The following is a 20,878-nucleotide window of genomic DNA, read 5'->3' as shown; positions in this document are numbered from 1 at the left end:
TCACAGCGTTAATATCCGCTAGAACAGCACATTTATTTGGATTATCTGCCAGCGTTAGGACTTTCTTGATAGTGATTATCATGCTAACCATCAAGACGAATTCAATGCTCTACTGAATCAGAACTTGTTTATAAACAATTATTCCAGCTAAATAGCTTAATACAGGCTTATATTCATATAATTGAGCTGCTACAGTCTCATTCATTCTACAAATACAGATTTTAAGGTGACTTTGTGTCTACACTATCTTCGCTAAAACCACAGGCCTTGTGGCAGCATTTTGAAACCATGTGTTCTATTCCTCACCCTTCTAAGCATGAACAAGCCATGATCGATTGGGTGACAAGTTTAGCTAGCGAGCATCAGCTTGAACATTTTCAAGATGCTGTTGGCAATGTGATCATTAAAAAACCTGCTACCGCTGGCATGGAGAATCGCCAAGGTGTGATTCTACAAGCCCATTTAGATATGGTGCCGCAAGCGAACAACGATACCCAACACGACTTCACTAAAGATCCTATTCGCCCCTACATTGATGGCGACTGGGTTACCGCAGAAGGGACCACTTTAGGCGCTGACAACGGCATTGGCGGTTCGTCAATTTTAGCGGTACTTGCCAGCAACGACATTGAGCATGGCCCAATTGAAGCGCTATTTACCATTGATGAAGAAGCAGGCATGACCGGCGCCTTTGGCCTACAGGCGGGTGTATTAGAAGGCAAGCTGCTAATCAACACCGACTCTGAGCAAGAAGGCGAAGTGTACATGGGTTGTGCGGGTGGCGGCGATACCAGCATTAGCTTTGCTAGCGAATATCAAGCGACCAACACCCAACAACTAGCGATTGAGTTAAGTGTTAAAGGCTTAAAAGGTGGTCACTCTGGCTGTGATATCGATACCGGCCGAGCCAATGCTAATAAACTGCTAGTTCGTATTGTAGCTGCCATGCAACAGCAAGGTTTTGAACCTGTATTGTGCAATATTCAAGGCGGTAGTTTACGTAACGCTATTCCACGCGAAGCTAGCACTAAGCTGGTTTATAAAGCTGAACAACAGGCCGCTTTAGCGCAGTTTATTGCTAGCCAAATCGACGACATTGTCGGTGAATTTGGTGCGGTAGAAACTGACTTAGAGATCACCGCAGCCGCCATTGATACACCAAGCCAAAGCTTGACTGGCGAACTTTCTCAGCAAATTGTTGCCAGCTTAAATGCTTGTACCAACGGCGTTGTTAGCATGAGCCAAGCAGTTGAAGGCGTGGTAGAAACATCACTTAACCTTGGTGTAATTAGCCAAAGTGCAGACAGCATCGATATAAAAGTGTTGGTGCGCTCGCTAATTGACTCTAGCCGTTTACAAGTAGAAGCCAGCCTAGCCTCTTTGTTCAGCCTTACTTCAGCTACCGTTTCATTCTCTGGTGCTTATCCGGGTTGGAAGCCAGAAACTGACTCGGTAATGAAAACTCTCGTTCAAGATAGTTACCAAGAACTGTTTGGCAAGTGCCCGAATGTCATGGTGATTCACGCAGGACTAGAGTGTGGCTTATTTAAAAGTGCTTACCCTGAATGGGATATGGCGTCTTTTGGGCCAACCATCAAATTTCCACACAGCCCAGACGAAAAAGTAGAAATTGCCGCTGTAGTAAAGTACTGGCAATTATTGGTAGCCGTATTGAAAAACGTTCCCGTAAAAGCGTAAGCACTACTCACCAAGCTGGCGCCCTGCCAGCTTGGTATCTTAATCACTCGATACATTTTCAATTCAACCAGCCCCTCTTGTTTTCTTCTAAACTTTTTCTCTATTTTAATGATGTTTTAATCAAGCATTGATCAACTTGTGCTAGTATCCTGCGCCATTAAATATCGATATAAAACAATTAGAAGGATCTAGTAATGAGTGAAGACACCTTAGATAAAAAGCTAAGTTTGGATAAAATCAATAAGCTAAGCAATGGTTTCAAATTTAACGTTAAGTTTGTGGCTGGTTTAGTGATGATTGCGGGACTCATTTACACCTTAAGTAACTCATTCTTCTACGCTGAGCCAGGTTACATTTATCACGTAAGAACTGTAACCGGTAACGAAGCGGTAGTAACCGAGGTCGGCTACAAGTTTTACCCTTTTGGTCGATATAATTCGTGGAAAAGAGCCATGACAGTTCAGGCCTTATCGGGTTCATCTAGCAACTCAATTCGAGCCGAAAAAGATTCTGACAATTCTTCGGCTAGCTTGCCACCAATGAGCATCATGTTTTTGGATCAAGTTGATGCCCACGCAGAAGCGACGGTGCGGTTTTCAATCCCTTCAGATCATGAATCTTTTCTCCACCTAGCCCACGAGTTTAGATCACCAGAAAACTTGCTACGCACCGCTCTCATTCCTGCATTTAAAGAAACCTTGCAAGCCAACGCGTCTTTAATGGCCGCAGAGGAGTATTACGCAGGCGGACGCACCGAGTTCAACTCTGAATTTGAAAACCAAATGAACAGCGGTATTTTATTGGTTAAACGAGAAGAAATTATCATTCATTCTAAACAATCAACAGGCAGCGCTAATGCCGCTTTAGGTACCGACCAAGATGAATATGGCGATAATAGCAAAACCGTTTTTGTGGTAAATAAGGTGCTAGGAGAAGACGGACTACCTTTACGTAAATCACAACGGTTCACCGATTTTGGGGTAACCGTAGTATCTGCTCTCATCACCGATATGCGCCCTAATGCTAAATTTATCGAGCGTATGCAATTAAAACAAAAGGCATCAGCCGACCGAGCAATCGCCAGAGAGCAACGTGTTCAAGAAGAAGAGCAACGTTTATTAGCCATCGCTCGCGGTGAGCGTGAAGTTGCCGAACGTCAGGCAAAAGCGAAAGTAGAGCAAATACAAAAAACCACTGAAGCACAAACCGATAAGCAATTAGCGATAACCAACGCTGAAAAATTAAAAGCTCAAGCGAAAATTTCTAAAGAAACCGCTGAAATCAATTTAGAAAAAGCACGTATTGAAGCCGAAACCCAGCAAACACTGGCCGAAGCTGAAGCCTATCAAAAGCGAGTGATTTTAGAAGCCGATAACGCCTTGGCACAAAAACTGGAAGCGGAAGTGAAAATTCAAGCGCTTTGGGCTGATGCTTTTGCTAAACGTAATGTGCCCACCAACGTATTTGGTGCAGGAGGCAGTTCAAGCACACCATCAGGCAGCGATGCAGAAACTCGTGCCTTTATGCAAATGCTAACACTAGATGCCGCTAAGCGATTAAGTTACGACCGCGAGATAACTAAATAACTGAACTAAAACGGCAAAATCAGTTGTGGTGACTGGTTTTGCTGTTCTGGCGCTAGGCCAATATGTAAACCAATCAATCGTACGGCTTTGCCCTTACCTCTCGCTAGCGCTTCGTTAAACAGCTCCAATAAGGTTGTTTCATCAATTTGTTGGCATTGCTGCTCTTTGGTGGTTTGCTGAAAATCAGCGAATTTCACCTTTACGCCTAATTTATTCATTTTGGCTTGTTTAAGGTGCTTTTCACTACGGCGTTGTAACTCTGGCAGTAAAGCCATTAAACGTTCCACCAAAATACCTTGGTCGCCTTCGTCTTGCGCAAAGGTACGCTCCACCGCTACCGATTTACGTTGCCGGTCGTTACTGACCGCCCGCTCGTCCACGCCTTGGCAGCGCATCCATAACATCTCGCCAAACTTGCCAAAAATTTGTTTTAGTTTATCTCGCTCCGCACGACGAATATCTCCCCCCGTGTAAAGCCCTTGGTGATGCAGTTTTTCAATGCTCACTTTGCCTACACCAGAAATTTTTTCTAGGGCTAAGGTTTCAATAAATTCGCTCACCTGCTCCGGTTTAATCACAAATAAGCCATTGGGTTTGTTGAGGTCTGAGGCGATTTTGGCCAGAAACTTTACAGGAGCAACCCCCGCTGAGGCGGTTAAACCGGTTTTATCAAAGATATCTTGCCTAATTTGCTCGGCAATTAAGGTGGCTGAACCACGGCAGGCTTGGCTACTGGTTACGTCTAGGTAGGCTTCATCGAGAGATAATGGCTCAATTGCGTCAGCATAATCATGAAAAATTGCCTGCACTTGCTGGCTGGCATCTTGATAGGCGGCCATACGTGGTGGCACTAGCACTAAATCTGGGCAAAGTTGCATAGCTTTATGAGTTGGCATCGCCGAGCGAATACCATATTGGCGGGCAATGTAATTACAGGTAGTTAATACGCCTCGGCCGCTACGCATACCGCCAACCGCCAGTGGTACATTGGCTAATTCTGGCTGGTCACGCATTTCCACAGCCGCATAAAAACAATCCATGTCTACATGGATAATCTTACGCTGAATTGAAGCTGGAGTTGTCAATATGCTGCACTCATAACTGTATATACGAACAGTATAAAGCTGATGTGCGGAATTACCAAGTAACACTGAGCAGTTTTTAGCATGGTAACCAGCCAAATTCCTATGGCTTGAACGCAAGAGCTTGAGTAGTATTGAAAAACCAATTTGCTGAAGGAAGTAAAACTGTGAGTGATGCACGACTAAGCCAACTGAGTGTTTATCCCATTAAATCAACGGCCGGTATCCACCTTAATCATGCTTATGTTGAGGAACACGGTTTAGCTTTTGACCGCCGATTTGTTGTTTGCCAGCCAGACGGCATACAGATTACCGCGAGAACTCACCCTAAGTTGGCACAAATCCATAGCGCGCTAAATCGCGATGGTTTGCATTTGCGCGCACCTAATATGGCAGCGCTTGATATTAAATATAGCGAGTTCTCGGAGGATTACCGTGAGGTAATGATTTGGAAAGACAGCGTACAAGCGCAACATTGCCACGATTCTTACGATGCTTGGTTTAGTGAGTATTTAGGCGAACCTTGTCACTTGGTGTTTTTTGGTCAGCAATCTCAGCGCAAAGTAAAACAACGAGAGAGTCAGGTTTCTTTTGCCGACGGCTATCCATTACTGCTGATTTCTGAAGCGTCGCTTGAGGATCTCAATTTACGCTCTAGTGCTCGTCACAGCATGGAACAGTTTCGTCCTAATATTGTGGTAAAAAACACCGAGGCTTTTGCCGAAGATGGCTGGAAGCGCTTTAAAATTGGTGAAGTAGAATTTGAAGTACAAAACCCCTGTTCTCGCTGTGTATTTACAACCCTTGACCAAGCTAGTGGTCAATTTCATCCGAATAAAGAGCCGCTTGCTATCTTCGCTAAATATCGCCAAGGTGACGGCGGTAATGTGTATTTTGGGCAAAATGTTGTGGCTCTAAATAGTGGAAAAATCAGCTTATACGACAGCATTGAGGTACTAGAAACGCGCCAAGCAGAGGTGTATCCAGATACCTCTGAAAAACGCCAAGCGACCAGCACTCCCTCAGCTCAACAGTGGCAGCAAGGTGAGGCGGTTAAGCTAAGTTGCATTGCAGTTCAGCAAGATACCCACGATGTAAAAACCTTTGTCTTTGAGCCACCTAAACATATACAAGCTAATTACCTACCCGGCCAATACATGGGGCTTGAACTTGAGATCGACGGCAAGCCTGTTCATCGTAATTACACTTTATCAAGCTCGCCCAGTCGCCCTTATCGCTTAGCTATAACCGTAAAACGAGTAACCGACGGCCAAGCGTCTAACTGGCTGCACGATAACCTTAAACCGGGTATGCACTTAAACACTCACGCGCCAAGTGGCGACTTCCATCTAGGTAAAAGTAACAACCAAAAGCTGCTATTGCTGTCCGCTGGCAGTGGCATAACGCCTATGCTATCGATGCTTCGTTACTTAAGTGACATGAATATCGAAAAAGATATCGTGTTTTTACACAGCGCCCATAGCGAGCAGGACTTAATTGCCGAAGCGGAGTTAGCCCAGCTCAGCAATAACTTTAAACACTGCAATATTCGCTACACCCTTACTCAGAATGCCCCAGCCAATTGGCAAGGTTACCAAGGCCGCTTAAATCGCGGTATGTTAATGGACATTGCTGATTTAGATCAGCGAACAGTGTTTGTTTGTGGCCCACAAACCTTTATGCAAAGCGCCAAAGAGCAGCTACTGGCTCTTGGAGTGTACGAGTCAGATTACTATGAAGAAAGCTTTGGCCACCAGCTCACAGAGAAGGTGGAGACCAAACCCGTCAATATTCTGTTTGATAGCTGGGATACTTATGTACAAGGCAATAATCAGCAGAACTTATTAGAGCAAGCCGAACAGGCTGGATTAAACTTAAGCTATTCTTGCCGCGGCGGATTTTGTGGAAGCTGTAAAGTAAAACTGCAAAGTGGCGACGTTAAGGTATTGGAAGATAGCGGCTTAACCGACGATGAAAAACAACAGGGCTATATTCTTAGCTGCAGTTGTATTCCAACAAGCGATGTTTGTATTACTCAAGACTAATATGACATTCAGTAACTCATAAATTTATAAACGTTTACATACGATAGGAAGATAAAAATGAAGTTTCTTCACACCATGGTTCGAGTAAAAGACCTCGATGAATCACTTAACTTTTATTGCAACTTGTTAGGGATGACCGAAGCCCGTCGCTACGAAAGCGAACAAGGTCGCTTTTCTTTAATTTACTTAGCCGCAGATGAAGACTTAGCCCGCGTAAAAGCCGAAGACGCACCTTGCCTAGAGCTTACTTACAACTGGCCAGACGAAAATGGCAATCAAGAAAGCTACAGCGGCGGTCGTAACTTTGGTCATATTGCGGTATCGGTAGAAGATATTTACGGCTTATGCGACAAGCTACAAAATGCCGGCGTTACCATTAACCGTCCGCCTCGTGATGGCCACATGGCATTTATAGTATCGCCAGATGGGATTTCAGTAGAACTTTTACAACAAGGCGAGTCTTTACCTGCACAAGAACCTTGGTTGTCTATGCCTAGCACGGGTTCATGGTAATTTTTAACAGACACTAACACCATATGTAAACCAAGTGATACACCAAAAAAAAGTGAATCACTTGGTATATTTGACCGAGCAGTCAAAAGTTGTATGGGAATGACATACCGTTTTTTGATATGCTGCTTACAATTGTAAAACTATTGTAAAGTCGAATTTATGGATGAAAGCGACAAGATTATCGCTCAATTAAGAGAGAAAAATCGTCAACTGACCCACCAGTTACAAGACACCCAAAATCTTCTCAATATCACCTTAAATGACAGTGGTTTAGTACTATGGGAGCAACACATCCCTAGTGGCCGGCTGAGCCTTTACAATTCTGAATACGGAAAAATTTGTGGTATATCCGCCACAAAACAAGAAGCGCTATACGAAAACTGGAAGTCTAATCTTCACCCAGAAGATAAAGAGCTGGCGATAAAAGCCTTTGATTCGATGATTAATGGCCATAGCGATGAGTACAATATTGAATATAGGATGCTTCACCAAGACGGCAGTACTCGCTGGATAAAAGACCGCGGCACGGTTCAACAATATGATGACGATAACCATCCGCTAAGAGTAATTGGTACCCATATAGATGTTACCCAGTTGCGCTTGGATCAACATCGTTTATCGAAACTGGCTCATCAAGATAACTTAACCGGCTTACTAAACCGCCATGCCTTTGAAGCGCAGTTTAATGACTACTGCCAAAACATTGGGGATGACGGCGGCACCTTAATGTTTATTGATTTAGACAAATTTAAACCAATTAATGATCAACATGGCCATACCGCAGGAGATCATATTCTTAAGGCTTGCGCGGCACAGATTCAAAATAGCTGTCCAGCTCACGGGAAATGTGGGCGGATTGGTGGTGACGAATTCGCCCTGCTCGTCCCCTATAGTGAACCACAAAAGCTAGAACAGCTTTGCCAGCAATTGCTCAAAAGCTTTGACCAGCCCTTTAAATACAATCATATCGAAGTGGCCGTGAGCTTAAGCATTGGCGTATGTAGTTTTCACCGTCACAATGAAGACTTCAGCCAAATACTTCACCGTGCCGACCAAGCGATGTACCAAGTAAAACACAATGGAAAAAACAACTTTGCATTTTGGAATGCGAAAAGTTAACTATTTAGCAAAGCTGCTTAACCAGCGCTGAATTTGCACTTTACGCATAAAAAACAAAACGCCAATAATCGCTAAATATATCACCGGCTCCAGCCAACCAGATTTAAGTGACCACCAAAAGTGAATCACCACCAGTAAAGCAATTGGGTAGATAAAGCCGTGTAACTGCAACCAACGGCGTCCTAATCCCTGCTGTAGCTTTTTAAGCGAGGTAATACTCATTGCTAGTAACACCACAAAACCCAGCATGCCTAACCAAATATACGGACGCTTAATCGTTTCCTGCCAAAACAAGCCCCAGTCTAAGCCTAGATCTATGAGTAAGTAAGCGGCCAAGTGCAACAAGGCATAAGCAAACACATACAATCCAATAAGCCGTCTAAACGCTAACAAGCTCGGCAATTTAAAACGCCGTGACAAAGGCGCTAAACACAAGGTAATCAGCAGTATGTTTAGCGCGCTGTTAGCAAAATAATGAATAATAGCTTGCACAGGATCACCGCCCCACCACCCATTAAGAACAGCGGTTACGCAGTATGCAAAAGGGCTGAGTAGCAATACATGCAGAGCGAGCCGCGTTTGCCATTGATGCTTGGCTAAATACTGGTTAATGCGCTTATTCACATCGGTCCCCATTAATAATAACGACTCAAATCCATGTCTTTGTACATATGGGCTACCTGTTCGCTATAGCCGTTAAACATTTCAGTGTCGATACGTTTGCGCCCAAGCAAGCCAGCATCGTCAATGCGTCGCTCCGAGGCTTGGCTCCAACGAGGGTGGTCAACCTGAGGATTTACATTGGCGTAAAAGCCGTATTCACTGGGCCCTAAAAGATTCCAGGTTGTTGGTGGTTGCTTATCTAAAAAGCGAATTCTTACAATAGATTTAATACTTTTGAATCCATATTTCCAAGGCACAACTAAACGCAGCGGTGCTCCATTTTGCGCAGGTAGAGTTTTGCCATACATGCCCACCGCCATAAAGCTGAGTGGATTCATTGCTTCATCAAGGCGTAAACCTTCTACGTAAGGGTAATCTATACCGCCACCGACAAAGCGGCTTTTTTGCCCGGGCATTTGTTCTGGATCGTAAAGAGTCTCAAAGGCAACATACTTGGCCGAAGATAAGGGTTTAGCCATTTTCAATAAGTCGCTAAGCGAAAAGCCAACCCAAGGGATGACCATCGACCAGGCTTCAACACAGCGTAAGCGATAAATCCGTTGCTCTAAGGCCATTTTGGCCATCACATCGTCGAGATCTAAAGTGACTGGCTTTTCAACTAAGCCATCAATGGTGATAGACCAAGGTGTGGGGTTAAAGTTTCGGCTGTTCTTTGCTGGGTCGTCTTTAGCGGTACCAAACTCATAGAAGTTATTGTGGCTAATGGCTTTGGATTCTGGAGTGAGCGCATCATTGTGCAGCGGCGCAATATCGGTTTTCTGTAAGGCTCTACGCACAATGGCAGCCGGTTCATCGTCGTCACTACCAAACCACGAAGCCGCATGGCCAGTAACCGGCAGTAAACTGCTGGCACCGGCGACACCTAAGCCTTTGATAATATTGCGGCGTTGTTTAAACAACGCTTCGGGGGTTACGGAAGATTCAGACTCTTCCCAATCACGCTTAAATTTCAACCACATAGCATCTCCTTTTTATAACAGACCACGTATGTATTGAATAAATTTCGTGGTGGGTTAATTTCTGCTGGCTATCCGCTTTAGGTGTTGATAGTCACCTGCGACAGGTAAATCCGTAAGGTAACGGCGTAACATATCCATTGCCACGGCTGTAGCCATAATACGTACTACAGAGCGACTTCGATTACTTAATAGTAACTGTTGACTAATACAGCGGTCGCCTTCGGCTAAAGTAAAACACACCGTACCCACTGGTTTTTCCTCACTGCCACCCTCTGGGCCAGCAATACCAGTAATGGAGAGTGCGATATCGGCATGGCTATGTTGTAACGCCCCCAAAGCCATTGCCTGACTGGTTTCGATAGATACTGCTCCAAATTGCTCAATAGTTTCTTTAGCAACACCTATGCTCTGCTGCTTGGCTTCATTGCTGTAAGTAACAAAACCACGCTCTAAATACGCCGAACTCCCCGCCACGGCGATTAACTCCGCAGCTAGCATGCCGCCAGTACATGACTCGGCTAGCACCAGCTTTTTCCCTTGAGCAATCATCATTTGCTGTATGTGCAACGCCCAATTACCTTGGTCTTCGGTAAATACGTGCTCCGCTAGCTCGTGGCGAATATGCTGGCTAAGTTGAGTAAACTGCTCATCTTGGCAGGGGTAAAACAATTTTACTTCAATACTTGGTCTTGATGAGCGGTAACCTAAACGCGCCCCTTCCGGTAATACCAAATCATTAAAGCGATCGTTAAGAGAAGACTCCGACAAACCAAAAGTATAAAAGCGCTTAACTTCACCTTGAGTACTTGGCGCAGCCGCTTTAAGCATAGGAAACCACTGCTCTTTTAGCATACGTTTAAACTCACTTGGCACGCCTGGAGTAAACAATAACTTTGCTCCCGCATGCTCAACAATAAAACCACAGGCGGTACCAATGGGGTTATCAACCAGCTCTGCTCCAACGGGCAACATAGCTTGCTTAATGTTGCTCTCTGGCATAATGACATTTTGATCGGTATACCACTGCTGCAACTTATCTAACCAACGTTGGTTAAGGGTAAGCGCTTTGCCTACCAGTTTTGCTGCAGCATCAGCACTCAAATCGTCTGAAGTTGGGCCTAAACCACCATTTACTAATACCCAATCGCTACGTTCTGCGGCTTGATTTAAGGCATCAACAATATCGTCTAAGTTATCTGCGACCGTTTGGCGGCGGCTAAAGCTTAAACCAAGGTCATTTAACTCTTGGCCGCACCACGCGGCGTTGGTATCAGCAATATCGCCTTGCAGCACTTCATCGCCAGTACTCAGCATTTCAATCTTCATGGTTCGCCTTAATTTAGTGACTAACGTAAAACTGTTTTATGGCCGCAATGAGCGTTTGAATGTCTTGTTGATTCACATTTAAGTGGGTTACAAAACGCATCGGCGAGCCTGCCGTCATCAGTATGCCTTGTTTAGCCAATTCCTCCGCTAAAGGCCCTGATTGGTTCCTGCGGCAATTAGCGTAAACAATATTGGTTTGAACAGCGCTTGGGTCACACTCAAGTTCTTCTATAGTCGCCAACTGTTCAGCTAAATAAACAGCATTAGCATGGTCTTCAGCTAAGCGTTTCACATTATTATCTAAGGCATAGTGACCGGCGGCGGCAATAATCCCGGCTTGGCGCATACCGCCACCTAGCATTTTGCGAATACGAGTGGCTGTAGCGATTAACTCTTCACTACCCAGTAACAATGAACCGATTGGCGCACCTAAGCCTTTAGACAAACAAATTGTAAAGCTGTCGAAAGGAGCAACCAGTTTACGTTCATCTTGGCCACTTTTTATAATGGCGTTAAATACACGCGCACCATCTAAATGTAGTGCCAAATTGTGCTGATCAACAAAGGGACGCAAACTGTTTAGATAGTCCATGGGCAGTACTTTCCCACCAATGGTGTTTTCCAAAGATAACAAACGGCTTTTAGCAAAATGAAAGTCGTTTGATTTAATGGCTGCTTTAACTTTGCTTAAACACAAGCTGCCGTCACTGCTGTTCTCTACTGGCTGCGGTTGCACGCTGCCTAATACAGCGGCTCCACCGCCTTCGTATTTATAGTTATGCGCATTTTGACCACAAATATACTCATCGCCCCGCTGACAGTGAGCCATAATGGCCAACAAATTAGCTTGGGTGCCCGAGCTACAAAATAACGCAGCCTGTTTGCCCATTCGCTCTGCAGCGTAATCTTGTAGTTTATTTACCGTAGGATCATCACCATAAACATCATCTCCTACAGGCGCACGACTCATTAAATCCCGCATTGCTTTACTAGGCTGAGTCACTGTATCACTTCTAAAATCGCTCATTATTCTGCCTCTTGAATATTAGCCTGTAACCATTGCATGGGATCAGGGTAGTTAAATTGATAACCTAAGGTTGTTTTAATTTTTTGATTGGAAATAACTTTATTGGAGCTCGCCCCTTCAACAAAATGAGGAGGCGGAAGCGTTAGCTGCTCGGCGGCTAACTGGTAAAACGCTTGCTTGCTGGGGTGTTCACTAGCACTGGCATTAAAATCTTCTCCCCATTGGTCACGCTTGACCAGCTGAGTAATTAAGCCAATACAATCACTTCGATGAATAATGTTAATAGGGCTTAAAGGGCCGCTAACGGTTTTTCCCGACAAAAATCGGCCGGGCTTACGCTGCCCACCTACCAAGCCTGAAAAACGCAACACCGTTGCTTGGAAAGCAGAATGACTGAATATTTGATCTTCAATCTGTTTTAAAGCCCTACCTGAAGTGGTTTCTGCCAAGCGTTCGCTTAGCTCATCAACTACACCTTGTTGAGATCCATACACTGAAGTGGAGGATATAAAGAGAATTTTCTTAACCGCCTGCTGCTCGGCTGCACGTAACAGCGCGTTTATTTGTGCGATATGGAATTCAGCAGTATTAGTTTTTCTGCCAGGAGGAATATTAATGATCAACAAATCGCAGTTAAGTAAGCCCGCTATATCATTAGACTCCACCTGGGGATTTAGCTCTAATTGATAGGCCTTAATGCCCTGCGCCTGCAGCTCAGCGAGCTCGTGCAATTCACGTTTAGAGCCGTTCACTGAGTAACCATCTTTTATCAGGGACTTTGCTAGTGGCAAGCCTAACCAGCCACAACCAACAATACTAATTCGTTTAATCACTTACTTTCCCTTTTCACCTTACTTAGCACCATTATGCAGTGAAACGCAGGCAAAAAAAAACGACCTAATGAATTAGGTCGTAACAGCAAGTTTTTTAGAATTGTTGATACCTAGAAAAGCTAAGTAATTCAAACAACTCTATACAGCGGGAAAGTTTCAATTAAGTCATCTCAAACTCAATCTTCAAATGCGGCTAACAGTTTGCACTCGATATGAAAACGATACCAGAAAAGGGTTTCAAGACAAGTCATAAAAAAGGCTGCAAGCAGCCTTATTAATGTTTATTTGAATTAGATCACGATTTTTTAGCGGCTGAGTCGCGAACGATCAACTCTGGAAGGAATTTTAGATCCATAACATTTGGACCGATCTCTTGACCTTTAGTCTCTAAAATATCAATGGCTAACTGCGCAGCGCGTTTACCCATATCTTCAATTGGGTAACGAACCGTAGTCAGCTTAGGATGAACAAAACGCGCATAGTGATTGTCGTCGTAGCCTACTACCGAGATTTGACCAGGGATATCGTAACCCTTATCACGCAGAGCAGATAAAGCGCCAGCTACCATTGAGTCGTTGTAACCCACAATGGCACTAAACTCTACGCCACGTTCAAGTAGCTTCTCTACTGCTTGGCTACCACCTATTTCATCTGGGTAAGCGCGAGCAATTAACTCTTCGTTTAACGGACCAGACGATTCTTCCATGGCATGACGGTAACCCGACAAACGCTCTACACCATCGGAGAATGACAAATCATCAGTGGTAATAAAGGCAATGTCTTTATGCCCTTTTTCCAACAAGAACGATGTGGCTTTGTAACAACCTTCATGATTATCTAAATAAACACAACGATGCTCAAAACCTGGAATTAAGCGATTGATAAAAATAAACGGAGTATCGCAATCTGCAACCTCTCGTAATTCTTGGTCACTTAGTGCCATAGAGTGAACAATCACTGCATCACATTGACGCTGCAATAAAATGTCGATGGCATGGCGCTCTTTTTCTGCGCTATGGTGACCAGACATCACAATCGTGTACTTGTCAGACTCATCAACAATTTCTTCAATGCCTTTCATCATTTGCACGAAGAACGGACCACCGCCTAAATCACCAACAATAAGACCAATACAGTCGGAGCGTTTGCTCACTAAGGCTTGGGCAAAGCTATTTGGGCGATAATGCAGTTCTTCCATCGCTCTGAGTACGGCCTCTCGTTTCTCGGGTGCGACTTGAGCAGTATTGTTAATAACACGAGATACTGTTGATATCGAAACATTCGCCAACTGAGAAACATCTTTAATTGTGGCCAAATTACTTACCCTCTATTCGTCTGCAAAGCAGAATTAAACTTGAAATCCGAACCAGGCAAAACTATACCAAGCCAAAGCAAAACTTGATAGTTAAACTGTGTTTCTGAGTGTAAACTATGATCCAAAATCGGCTATTCACTTTTTATCTCTTCATGCAACATTTTGTTCGTTGCATCAACCAATTAAGCTAATTGATTATGTCACTGTTAAGTAAAATACGTTGTGCGTTAACCTTAGGCCAAGGCGTACTGTTGTCACCACCGGAGCCAACAGGAAACGAAGACCCATTTGAATTGTTTGGCGAGTGGCTACAGCAGGCAGAGAAGTCTGGCATTGTATTACCAGAATCGATGACGGTATCGTCAGTTGGGCCAGATGGCCGCCCCTCTGCCAGAGTGGTATTACTCAAAGAGTTTGATGAGCAAGGCTTTGTTTTTTATACTAATTATGGTAGTAGAAAAGGCCAAGAATTAGATCATCAACCACTAGCTTGTATCACTTTTCACTGGAACATCCTACAACGCCAAGTTCGAATTGAAGGTCGTGTAGAACGAGTGAGCCACCAGCAATCTGAAGCGTACTTTCACAGCCGTGGCCGTGGCAGCCAAATAGGTGCCTGGGCAAGCCACCAAAGCCAAGTCATTGCTGAGCGTGAAGTACTAGAACAACAAGTACAACACTACAAACAAGAGTTCGCTAACAAACCCATTCCTTTACCCGAGTTTTGGGGCGGCTATAGAGTGGTGCCAGACAGCATTGAATTTTGGCAGGGTAAAGCCGATCGTTTACACGACAGGTTTCGCTACACCAGTGATGCAAAAGGCTGGAAAGTCGACCGCCTTAGTCCCTAGGCCGCTTTAGAGCGTTAAACAAAAGGCGTAAGCTCTCGCATACGCCTTTAATAACTCTATTAACTCAACCATCCCATCACGGCTTCCATAGCGAAGCAAAACGCTTAAACCCAATGTTGAGTACTAATGACTTAGCTTTTCGGCTTGCCATAAGGGTAACCCAGTTCTTTTGGCGTTAGGAATGGCGTGATCTCTTGCTGGCGCCGATATTGATACACCACCTGATAAGCTAATACACTTTGCACGTAATGGCGGGTTTCCTTAAAAGGAATAGACTCTACCCATACATCGGCAGGAACATCTCCCCTATCGGCTAACCATCGGCTCACCCTATGTGGGCCTGCATTGTAAGCTGCGGCGGCCAAAATTCGATTGCCTTTATATCGATTAAGCAAACCATCTAAATACGCACTACCCAATCTAATATTGTCTTCAGGCGTAAATAGCTGCGTGCGTGAGCGGTATTTAAAGCCAATTTTACGCGCAGTTTCTTTAGCTGTTGCAGGCATCAACTGCATTAAGCCTCGAGCACCTACAGTGCTTTGAGCTAACGGATACATGGCACTTTCCTGTCGCGCGACTGCGAATAACAGGCTAGCTTCTACTTGGCGCTTATTAGCAAAGTACTCAAACTCTTTAGCAAAACTTAAAGGGAAGCGCATTTCTAACTGATCCCACTGCTTAGCAACAATAGAGGCTTGAACGGCAAAATCTTGCCAATTATGGCTTAAGGCTAATACCCCTAAATCTAACTGACGTAACAAGCTTGAGCGACGCAGCAAGGTATCCCACTCTGTGCGCGCCGAGTAATACTCCTCAAGTGCCAATAGCTCTTTCACTTTAAGTACCACTGGGTGCTGATTTAGCTGCATTAAAGTATCGTCAGAGGTTTGATGGAGTTGCTCCCCTAACTGATAATCTTGACCCAAGTACTGAGCGGCTAGAAATCCATGATAACTACGTTCTTCGGCCAATTTTTCTATGGTTGGGGTGGCGCGTTCTTTTTGGCCAAGTGCCACTAGCGAGCGAGCCTGCCAATAAATCCAACGTTCTTGCTGCTGTTTAGCCTCAGGCAAGCGCGCAATCCATAAACCAATTTGGTCCCATTGTTGCTGCGAAATGGCCAAGCGGATCCGCCGCTCTATTGTGCTGGTATGGGGTTGTAAACGTAGCTGGCGGTCGGCCCATTTGAGCAACTCAGGGCTGGGATCACTCATCACCCTACCAATTAAGTAACGCTCGGTACTATGGAATAAGGAGCTCGATTTGCTTAAGGGCTTCGACCAACGTTCAATATGTTCTACCGCAGCCACTAAATCTTTGCGCCCTAGGCGTTTTATGGCTAACAATGCAATTTCTTGATGGCGGCTAGATTGGTTTATTTTAAGTTTACCGGAGCTGATAACAGCCATCGGTTTGGAGTAGGCATCAATCAACAACTTGGCATCAGATTTTTTTGAATCTGATAAAGATTTAGAGAGGTATTTGAGTAAGCTAACTTGATTCGCCTGAAAACTCAGTAACATCCGCTGCCAACGTAACTTGTCGCTAATATTGCCAGCTTTTTGCCAACTATCGAATAAAGGGTCACAAGATTTAGGGCGAGAGCGTCCATGTAGCCACAAGCTTTCGGCACCTTGCCAAGCGTATTCAGCGTCGCCTACTTTTAAGTTGGCGTAATAGTGATAGCACTGTAAATCGGTGCTATTGGGTAGTTTAGGGTAAAAGTCGAGATAGCTTTGCCACTCTTTGCGCCGAGCCAATTCCACCATAAATCGCCGCTGGATGGCATGGCGAAGGTAAGACTGTGGGTTATCTTGCATAAATTGTTCTACCTGGTCTTGAGAGACCTTACGCATTTGGCCGCGTAACTGGTAATACTGAAGGTAATTATAAAGAGGATACTGGCTTAGCTTAGCGAGAGACTTCTCCGCTTTATCCCACTTTTGGCTGCGCTGCAGCTTTCTTACTTCATTATAAGCTTGCTGTTGCGGAGTCAAATCAACAGCCTGCGCTAAACTCAGGCTGCTTCCACAAATCATACAAACTACTACTTGCCACAACCGCTGAAGCATTGCTTATAGCACCCTATCACTGAGTCTACTGATATTTAGATTAACGCAGCATTGATTAATCGGCGAGTATATTCTTGCTTAGGTTGCGAAAAAAGTTGTTCGGTTTCGCCTTGCTCAACCAATTGCCCATGTTGCATCACCATCACGCGGTGACTTAAGGCGCGAATAACCGCTAAATCGTGGCTAATAAACAAGTAGCTAAGGTTATATTTTTGCTGAAGTTTTCGTAGTAACTCCAACAATTGCTTTTGTACCGTGCAATCTAATGCCGAGGTAGGTTCGTCGAGAATCAGCACTTCTGGCTTTAATACTAACGCGCGAGCCAAGGAAATACGTTGTCGCTGCCCACCCGAAAACTCGTGAGGGTAACGATGCATAGTATCGGGCTCTAGACCGACATCAATGAGCGCCTCTGATACCCGCTGCTTAAGTGCTTGTTCGTCTAAATCGAAATGAAGATTCAAACCTTCGCCGATAATTTGCAATACCGACATCCGCGGGCTCAAGCTAGAAAAAGGATCTTGAAAAACAATCTGCATGAAACGCCGTAATGGGCGCATTTGTTTAACGGAATGGTCTTGAATAAACTCCCGTTTAAAGGCAATGCTTCCTTCACTGTCGGTAAGCCTTAATACAGCTTGAGCTAAGGTGCTTTTGCCAGAGCCACTCTCGCCAACAATGCCTAGAGTTTCTCCACGCTTCAAATGAAAATCTATACCGTTGACCGCTTTAATGTGATCAACCGTGCGCTGTAAAAAACCGCGCTTTATTGGAAACCATACTTTGAGTTTGTTTACATCAAGCAACATCTCTTGCTTGGCCTCTGGCAAAAACTCTCGCACTGGCTCTGAATCGAGCAGCATTTTGGTATAAGGATGTTGCGGCTCTGCAAATAGCGCTTTGCAGTTATTCACTTCGACTAGCTCACCACATTTCATTACCGCGACACGGTCGGCATAACCGCGCACTACATTTAGGTCGTGAGTAATCAACAATATCGCCATACCCAGTTTTTGTTGTAGCTCTTGCAGTAACTCTAAAATTTGTTGCTGAATGGTAACGTCTAAGGCCGTGGTAGGTTCATCGGCGACCAGCAGTTTAGGCTCTGTCGCTAATGCCATGGCAATCATTACTCGCTGCCGTTGTCCACCAGATAGCTGATGAGGGAAACTCGATAAACGTTTCTCTGGTTCAACAATACCCACTAAATCAAGTAACTCTAGCACGCGCTCCCGCGCTTGCTGCTTATGCATGCCGCGGTGCACACACAATACTTCACTAATTTGTTTTTCAACACTATGTAGTGGGTTTAGCGACGTCAGTGGTTCTTGAAAGATCATCGCAATTTGATCGCCACGCAGAGCTTGCAACAATTTAACCGGTTGATTAAGCACCGATTGCTGGTTAAGCAAAATGTCGCCTGTCACTTCAGCATTTTCACCCAGTAAGGACAATATCGATAAAGCGCTTACCGATTTACCAGAGCCACTCTCGCCCACCAAGGCCAAAGTCTCCCCTTGAAATACATCAAAGCTCACTTTCTTAACTACTGGTTCAGGCAGGCCAAAGCACACCGATAGCTGTTTTACTTCTAATAACTTATTCATCGCAGCTACCTATACTCGTTTTCGCGGATCAAATGCATCTCGCGCCGCTTCGCCAATAAACACCAACAAAATTAAAATTATCGACATAGAGAAAAAAGCAGTAATACCCAACCACGGAGCCTGCAGATTATTCTTTCCTTGAGCCACCATTTCACCTAGTGAGGGAGAGCCAGGAGGCAAACCGAAGCCTAGGTAATCTAAGGCCGTTAATGCTGTTAAGCCGCCAATAAAGATAAACGGCATAAAGGTTAACGTAGCGATCATTGCATTGGGCAGAATGTGTCGAGCCATAATCGCCCTATCGCCCACGCCTAACGCCCGTGCGGCTTTTACATATTCTAAGTTTCGGCCGCGTAAAAACTCTGCTCTCACTACATCCACTAAGCTCATCCAGCTAAACAGCAGCAAAATACCTAATAGCCACCAAAAGCTAGGCTGTACCAAGCTAGACAGAATAATCAGCAAGAACATTTGTGGCATGCCCGACCAAATCTCAATAAAGCGCTGGCCTAACAAGTCCACTCGCCCACCAAAATACCCTTGCATGGCACCTACCGCTACGCCAATCACAGAGCTGCTTATTGCCAATACTAAAGCAAACAACACAGACAACCTGAAGCCATAAAGCAAGCGAGCAAATACATCTCTGCCTTGGTCGTCGGTGCCTAGCCAATTGATTAGCGTTGGTGGCGACGGAGAGGGTTCGGTGAGATTGTAATTAATCGTGTCATAAGAAAAGTGCACCGGAGGCCAGATCATCCAGCCGCCTTGCTCTTCAATCAGTTCTTGAATGTAAGGGTCTGAATAATCGGCTTCTATATCTAAATCACCACCAAACTCAAGCTCGGTATAGTGACTAACAATAGGCATCATCCATTGCTGTTGATAACGGATTAACACCGGTTTGTCGTTAGCAATAAACTCTGCAAACATACTTCCCACAAACAACAGCAAGAATAACCAAAAGCTCCAATATCCGCGTTTATTAGCCTTAAACTGTAACCATCTTCGCTGATTAAGCGGGCTAGCTTTAGCGCGTTTCCATTGTGCAACTACACCCATGTTACTGCCTCCCCTCAAAGTTGATTCGAGGGTCGATCATGGTGTAGGTAATATCACTAATAAGCTTCAAGATAAGACCAATTAAGGTAGACATATACAAGGTGCCAAATACCACCGGATAATCACGATTCACCACGGCCTCAAAGCCCAACAAGCCCAGACCATCAAGCGAAAAAATCACTTCAATCATGAATGAACCCGTTAAGAAAATGCTTATAAGAGTGGCTGGCAAACTGGAGATAACCAATAGCATAGCGTTACGGAATACATGACCGTAGAGCACGCGATTTTCGGTTAAACCTTTAGCACGGGCGGTCAGTACATATTGCTTGTTAATTTCATCTAAAAAGGAGTTTTTGGTTAACATGGTTAAGGTAGCAAAACTGCCAATTACCATGGCGGTAACAGGCAAGGCTAAATGCCAAAAATAATCGCCCACTTTACCCAGTAAACTGAGTTCTTCCCAATTAGTGGAGGTTAATCCACGCAGCGGGAACCAATCCCAGTAACTGCCTCCAGCAAATAACACAATCAACATAATTGCGAACAAGAAATTAGGAATGGCAAACCCGACGGTAACCAATGTCGAGCTCCAAACATCAAAGCGACTACCATGCTGCACCGCTTTGCGGATCCCTAAAGGAATAGAGATACCGTAAACCAATAGTGTGGTCCATAAGCCAAGTGAAATAGAGACCGGCATTTTCTCAAGGATGAGATCTACAACTGAGCTATCACGATAGAAACTGTCACCAAAATCAAAGCGCAGATAGTTGCCCAGCATATCAAAGTAGCGCTCGTGCACTGGCTTATCAAAACCATAAAGTTGCTCAAGTTCTTTGACTAACTCTGGCGGTAAACCTTGGGCTCCGCGATATTGGCTAGAGCCGCCACCGCCATTGTTAGTTTGAATAATCTCGGTGTCCACGCCTGAATCAACGCGGCGAGTTGCCGAGGTATCAATACCTTGAATTTTGGCTATGGCTTGTTCAACGGGCCCACCAGGGGCCGACTGAATAATCACAAAGTTAAGAGTCATAATCCCCAACAAGGTAGGGATCATCAATAAAAGGCGACGCAGAATGTAGCTAGTCAT

At 44.7% G+C, this 20,878-nt stretch carries 17 protein-coding genes; 6 read left to right on the top strand and 11 right to left on the bottom strand.

Annotated features, from left to right (window positions below):
- Nucleotides 1-234: 234 nt before the first annotated feature.
- A complete protein-coding gene (locus tag Q4592_RS19750) occupies nt 235-1,698 on the top strand; it encodes an aminoacyl-histidine dipeptidase (protein ID WP_303516391.1) in 1,464 nt (487 codons plus the stop codon).
- 194 nt (nt 1,699-1,892) lie between these two features.
- Nucleotides 1,893-3,284, top strand: a complete 1,392-nt coding sequence (locus tag Q4592_RS19745) for an SPFH domain-containing protein (RefSeq protein WP_303516389.1) — start codon at nt 1,893-1,895, stop codon at nt 3,282-3,284.
- 5 nt (nt 3,285-3,289) lie between these two features.
- On the opposite strand, the gene dinB is transcribed toward Q4592_RS19745, so the two are convergent.
- On the bottom strand, nt 3,290-4,369 hold the full coding sequence (gene dinB / locus Q4592_RS19740) for a DNA polymerase IV (protein WP_303516388.1): 1,080 nt from the start codon (nt 4,367-4,369) through the stop codon (nt 3,290-3,292).
- Nucleotides 4,370-4,533: 164 nt separating this feature from the next.
- On the opposite strand from dinB, the gene Q4592_RS19735 reads away from it, so the two are divergent.
- The 3 genes from Q4592_RS19735 to Q4592_RS19725 all read left to right on the top strand — a co-directional run bounded on the left by Q4592_RS19735 (nt 4,534) and on the right by Q4592_RS19725 (nt 8,043).
- Nucleotides 4,534-6,411, top strand: a complete 1,878-nt coding sequence (locus Q4592_RS19735) for a hybrid-cluster NAD(P)-dependent oxidoreductase (protein WP_303516387.1) — start codon at nt 4,534-4,536, stop codon at nt 6,409-6,411.
- Between the two features lie 57 nt (nt 6,412-6,468).
- A complete protein-coding gene (gloA, locus tag Q4592_RS19730) occupies nt 6,469-6,924 on the top strand; it encodes a lactoylglutathione lyase (RefSeq protein WP_303516385.1) in 456 nt (151 codons plus the stop codon).
- A gap of 159 nt (nt 6,925-7,083) precedes the next feature.
- Entirely contained in the window at nt 7,084-8,043 is a 960-nt protein-coding gene (locus tag Q4592_RS19725) for a sensor domain-containing diguanylate cyclase (RefSeq protein ID WP_303516383.1), read from the top strand.
- Here the strand turns inward: Q4592_RS19725 and Q4592_RS19720 are convergent, their stop codons facing one another.
- The 6 genes from Q4592_RS19720 to Q4592_RS19695 form a co-directional block, all read right to left on the bottom strand.
- On the bottom strand, nt 8,044-8,667 hold the full coding sequence (locus Q4592_RS19720; RefSeq protein ID WP_303516382.1) for a sulfite oxidase heme-binding subunit YedZ: 624 nt from the start codon (nt 8,665-8,667) through the stop codon (nt 8,044-8,046).
- 11 nt (nt 8,668-8,678) lie between these two features.
- On the bottom strand, nt 8,679-9,686 hold the full coding sequence (gene msrP, locus Q4592_RS19715) for a protein-methionine-sulfoxide reductase catalytic subunit MsrP (protein WP_303516381.1): 1,008 nt from the start codon (nt 9,684-9,686) through the stop codon (nt 8,679-8,681).
- Between the two features lie 54 nt (nt 9,687-9,740).
- A complete protein-coding gene (locus Q4592_RS19710) occupies nt 9,741-11,012 on the bottom strand; it encodes a CinA family nicotinamide mononucleotide deamidase-related protein (protein ID WP_303516379.1) in 1,272 nt (423 codons plus the stop codon).
- A 13-nt stretch (nt 11,013-11,025) separates the two neighbouring features.
- Nucleotides 11,026-12,039, bottom strand: a complete 1,014-nt coding sequence (ltaE, locus tag Q4592_RS19705; protein WP_303516377.1) for a low-specificity L-threonine aldolase — start codon at nt 12,037-12,039, stop codon at nt 11,026-11,028.
- Nucleotides 12,039-12,872 (bottom strand): NAD(P)H-binding protein, encoded by an 834-nt coding sequence (locus Q4592_RS19700; RefSeq protein ID WP_303516376.1) that lies wholly within the window; start codon nt 12,870-12,872, stop codon nt 12,039-12,041. Before Q4592_RS19700 ends, ltaE begins: the two co-directional genes overlap by 1 nt.
- 295 nt (nt 12,873-13,167) lie before the next feature.
- Nucleotides 13,168-14,187: a LacI family DNA-binding transcriptional regulator gene (locus tag Q4592_RS19695; protein WP_137671575.1), complete on the bottom strand. Its 1,020-nt coding sequence runs from the start codon at nt 14,185-14,187 to the stop codon at nt 13,168-13,170.
- A 197-nt stretch (nt 14,188-14,384) separates the two neighbouring features.
- Here Q4592_RS19695 and pdxH point away from each other — a divergent pair, with 197 nt between their 5' ends.
- A complete protein-coding gene (gene pdxH, locus Q4592_RS19690) occupies nt 14,385-15,038 on the top strand; it encodes a pyridoxamine 5'-phosphate oxidase (protein ID WP_137671576.1) in 654 nt (217 codons plus the stop codon).
- Nucleotides 15,039-15,169: 131 nt separating this feature from the next.
- Here the strand turns inward: pdxH and Q4592_RS19685 are convergent, their stop codons facing one another.
- From Q4592_RS19685 to Q4592_RS19670, 4 genes are read right to left on the bottom strand one after another with little or no spacing between them, the layout of a single operon-like run.
- Nucleotides 15,170-17,113, bottom strand: a complete 1,944-nt coding sequence (locus Q4592_RS19685; RefSeq protein WP_303516374.1) for a transglycosylase SLT domain-containing protein — start codon at nt 17,111-17,113, stop codon at nt 15,170-15,172.
- A 35-nt stretch (nt 17,114-17,148) separates the two neighbouring features.
- Nucleotides 17,149-18,720: an ABC transporter ATP-binding protein gene (locus Q4592_RS19680; protein ID WP_303516372.1), complete on the bottom strand. Its 1,572-nt coding sequence runs from the start codon at nt 18,718-18,720 to the stop codon at nt 17,149-17,151.
- Between the two features lie 9 nt (nt 18,721-18,729).
- Nucleotides 18,730-19,782, bottom strand: coding sequence for an ABC transporter permease (locus Q4592_RS19675; RefSeq protein ID WP_303516370.1), 1,053 nt, complete (start codon nt 19,780-19,782; stop codon nt 18,730-18,732).
- A 1-nt stretch (nt 19,783) separates the two neighbouring features.
- Entirely contained in the window at nt 19,784-20,878 is a 1,095-nt protein-coding gene (locus Q4592_RS19670; RefSeq protein ID WP_137671580.1) for a microcin C ABC transporter permease YejB, read from the bottom strand.

This window comes from Agarivorans sp. 1_MG-2023 (assembly GCF_030548385.1).
Lineage (GTDB): Bacteria > Pseudomonadota > Gammaproteobacteria > Enterobacterales > Celerinatantimonadaceae > Agarivorans.
The sequence above is the reverse complement of the archived record's forward strand: the minus strand, read 5'-3'. Positions and strand labels throughout refer to the sequence as shown.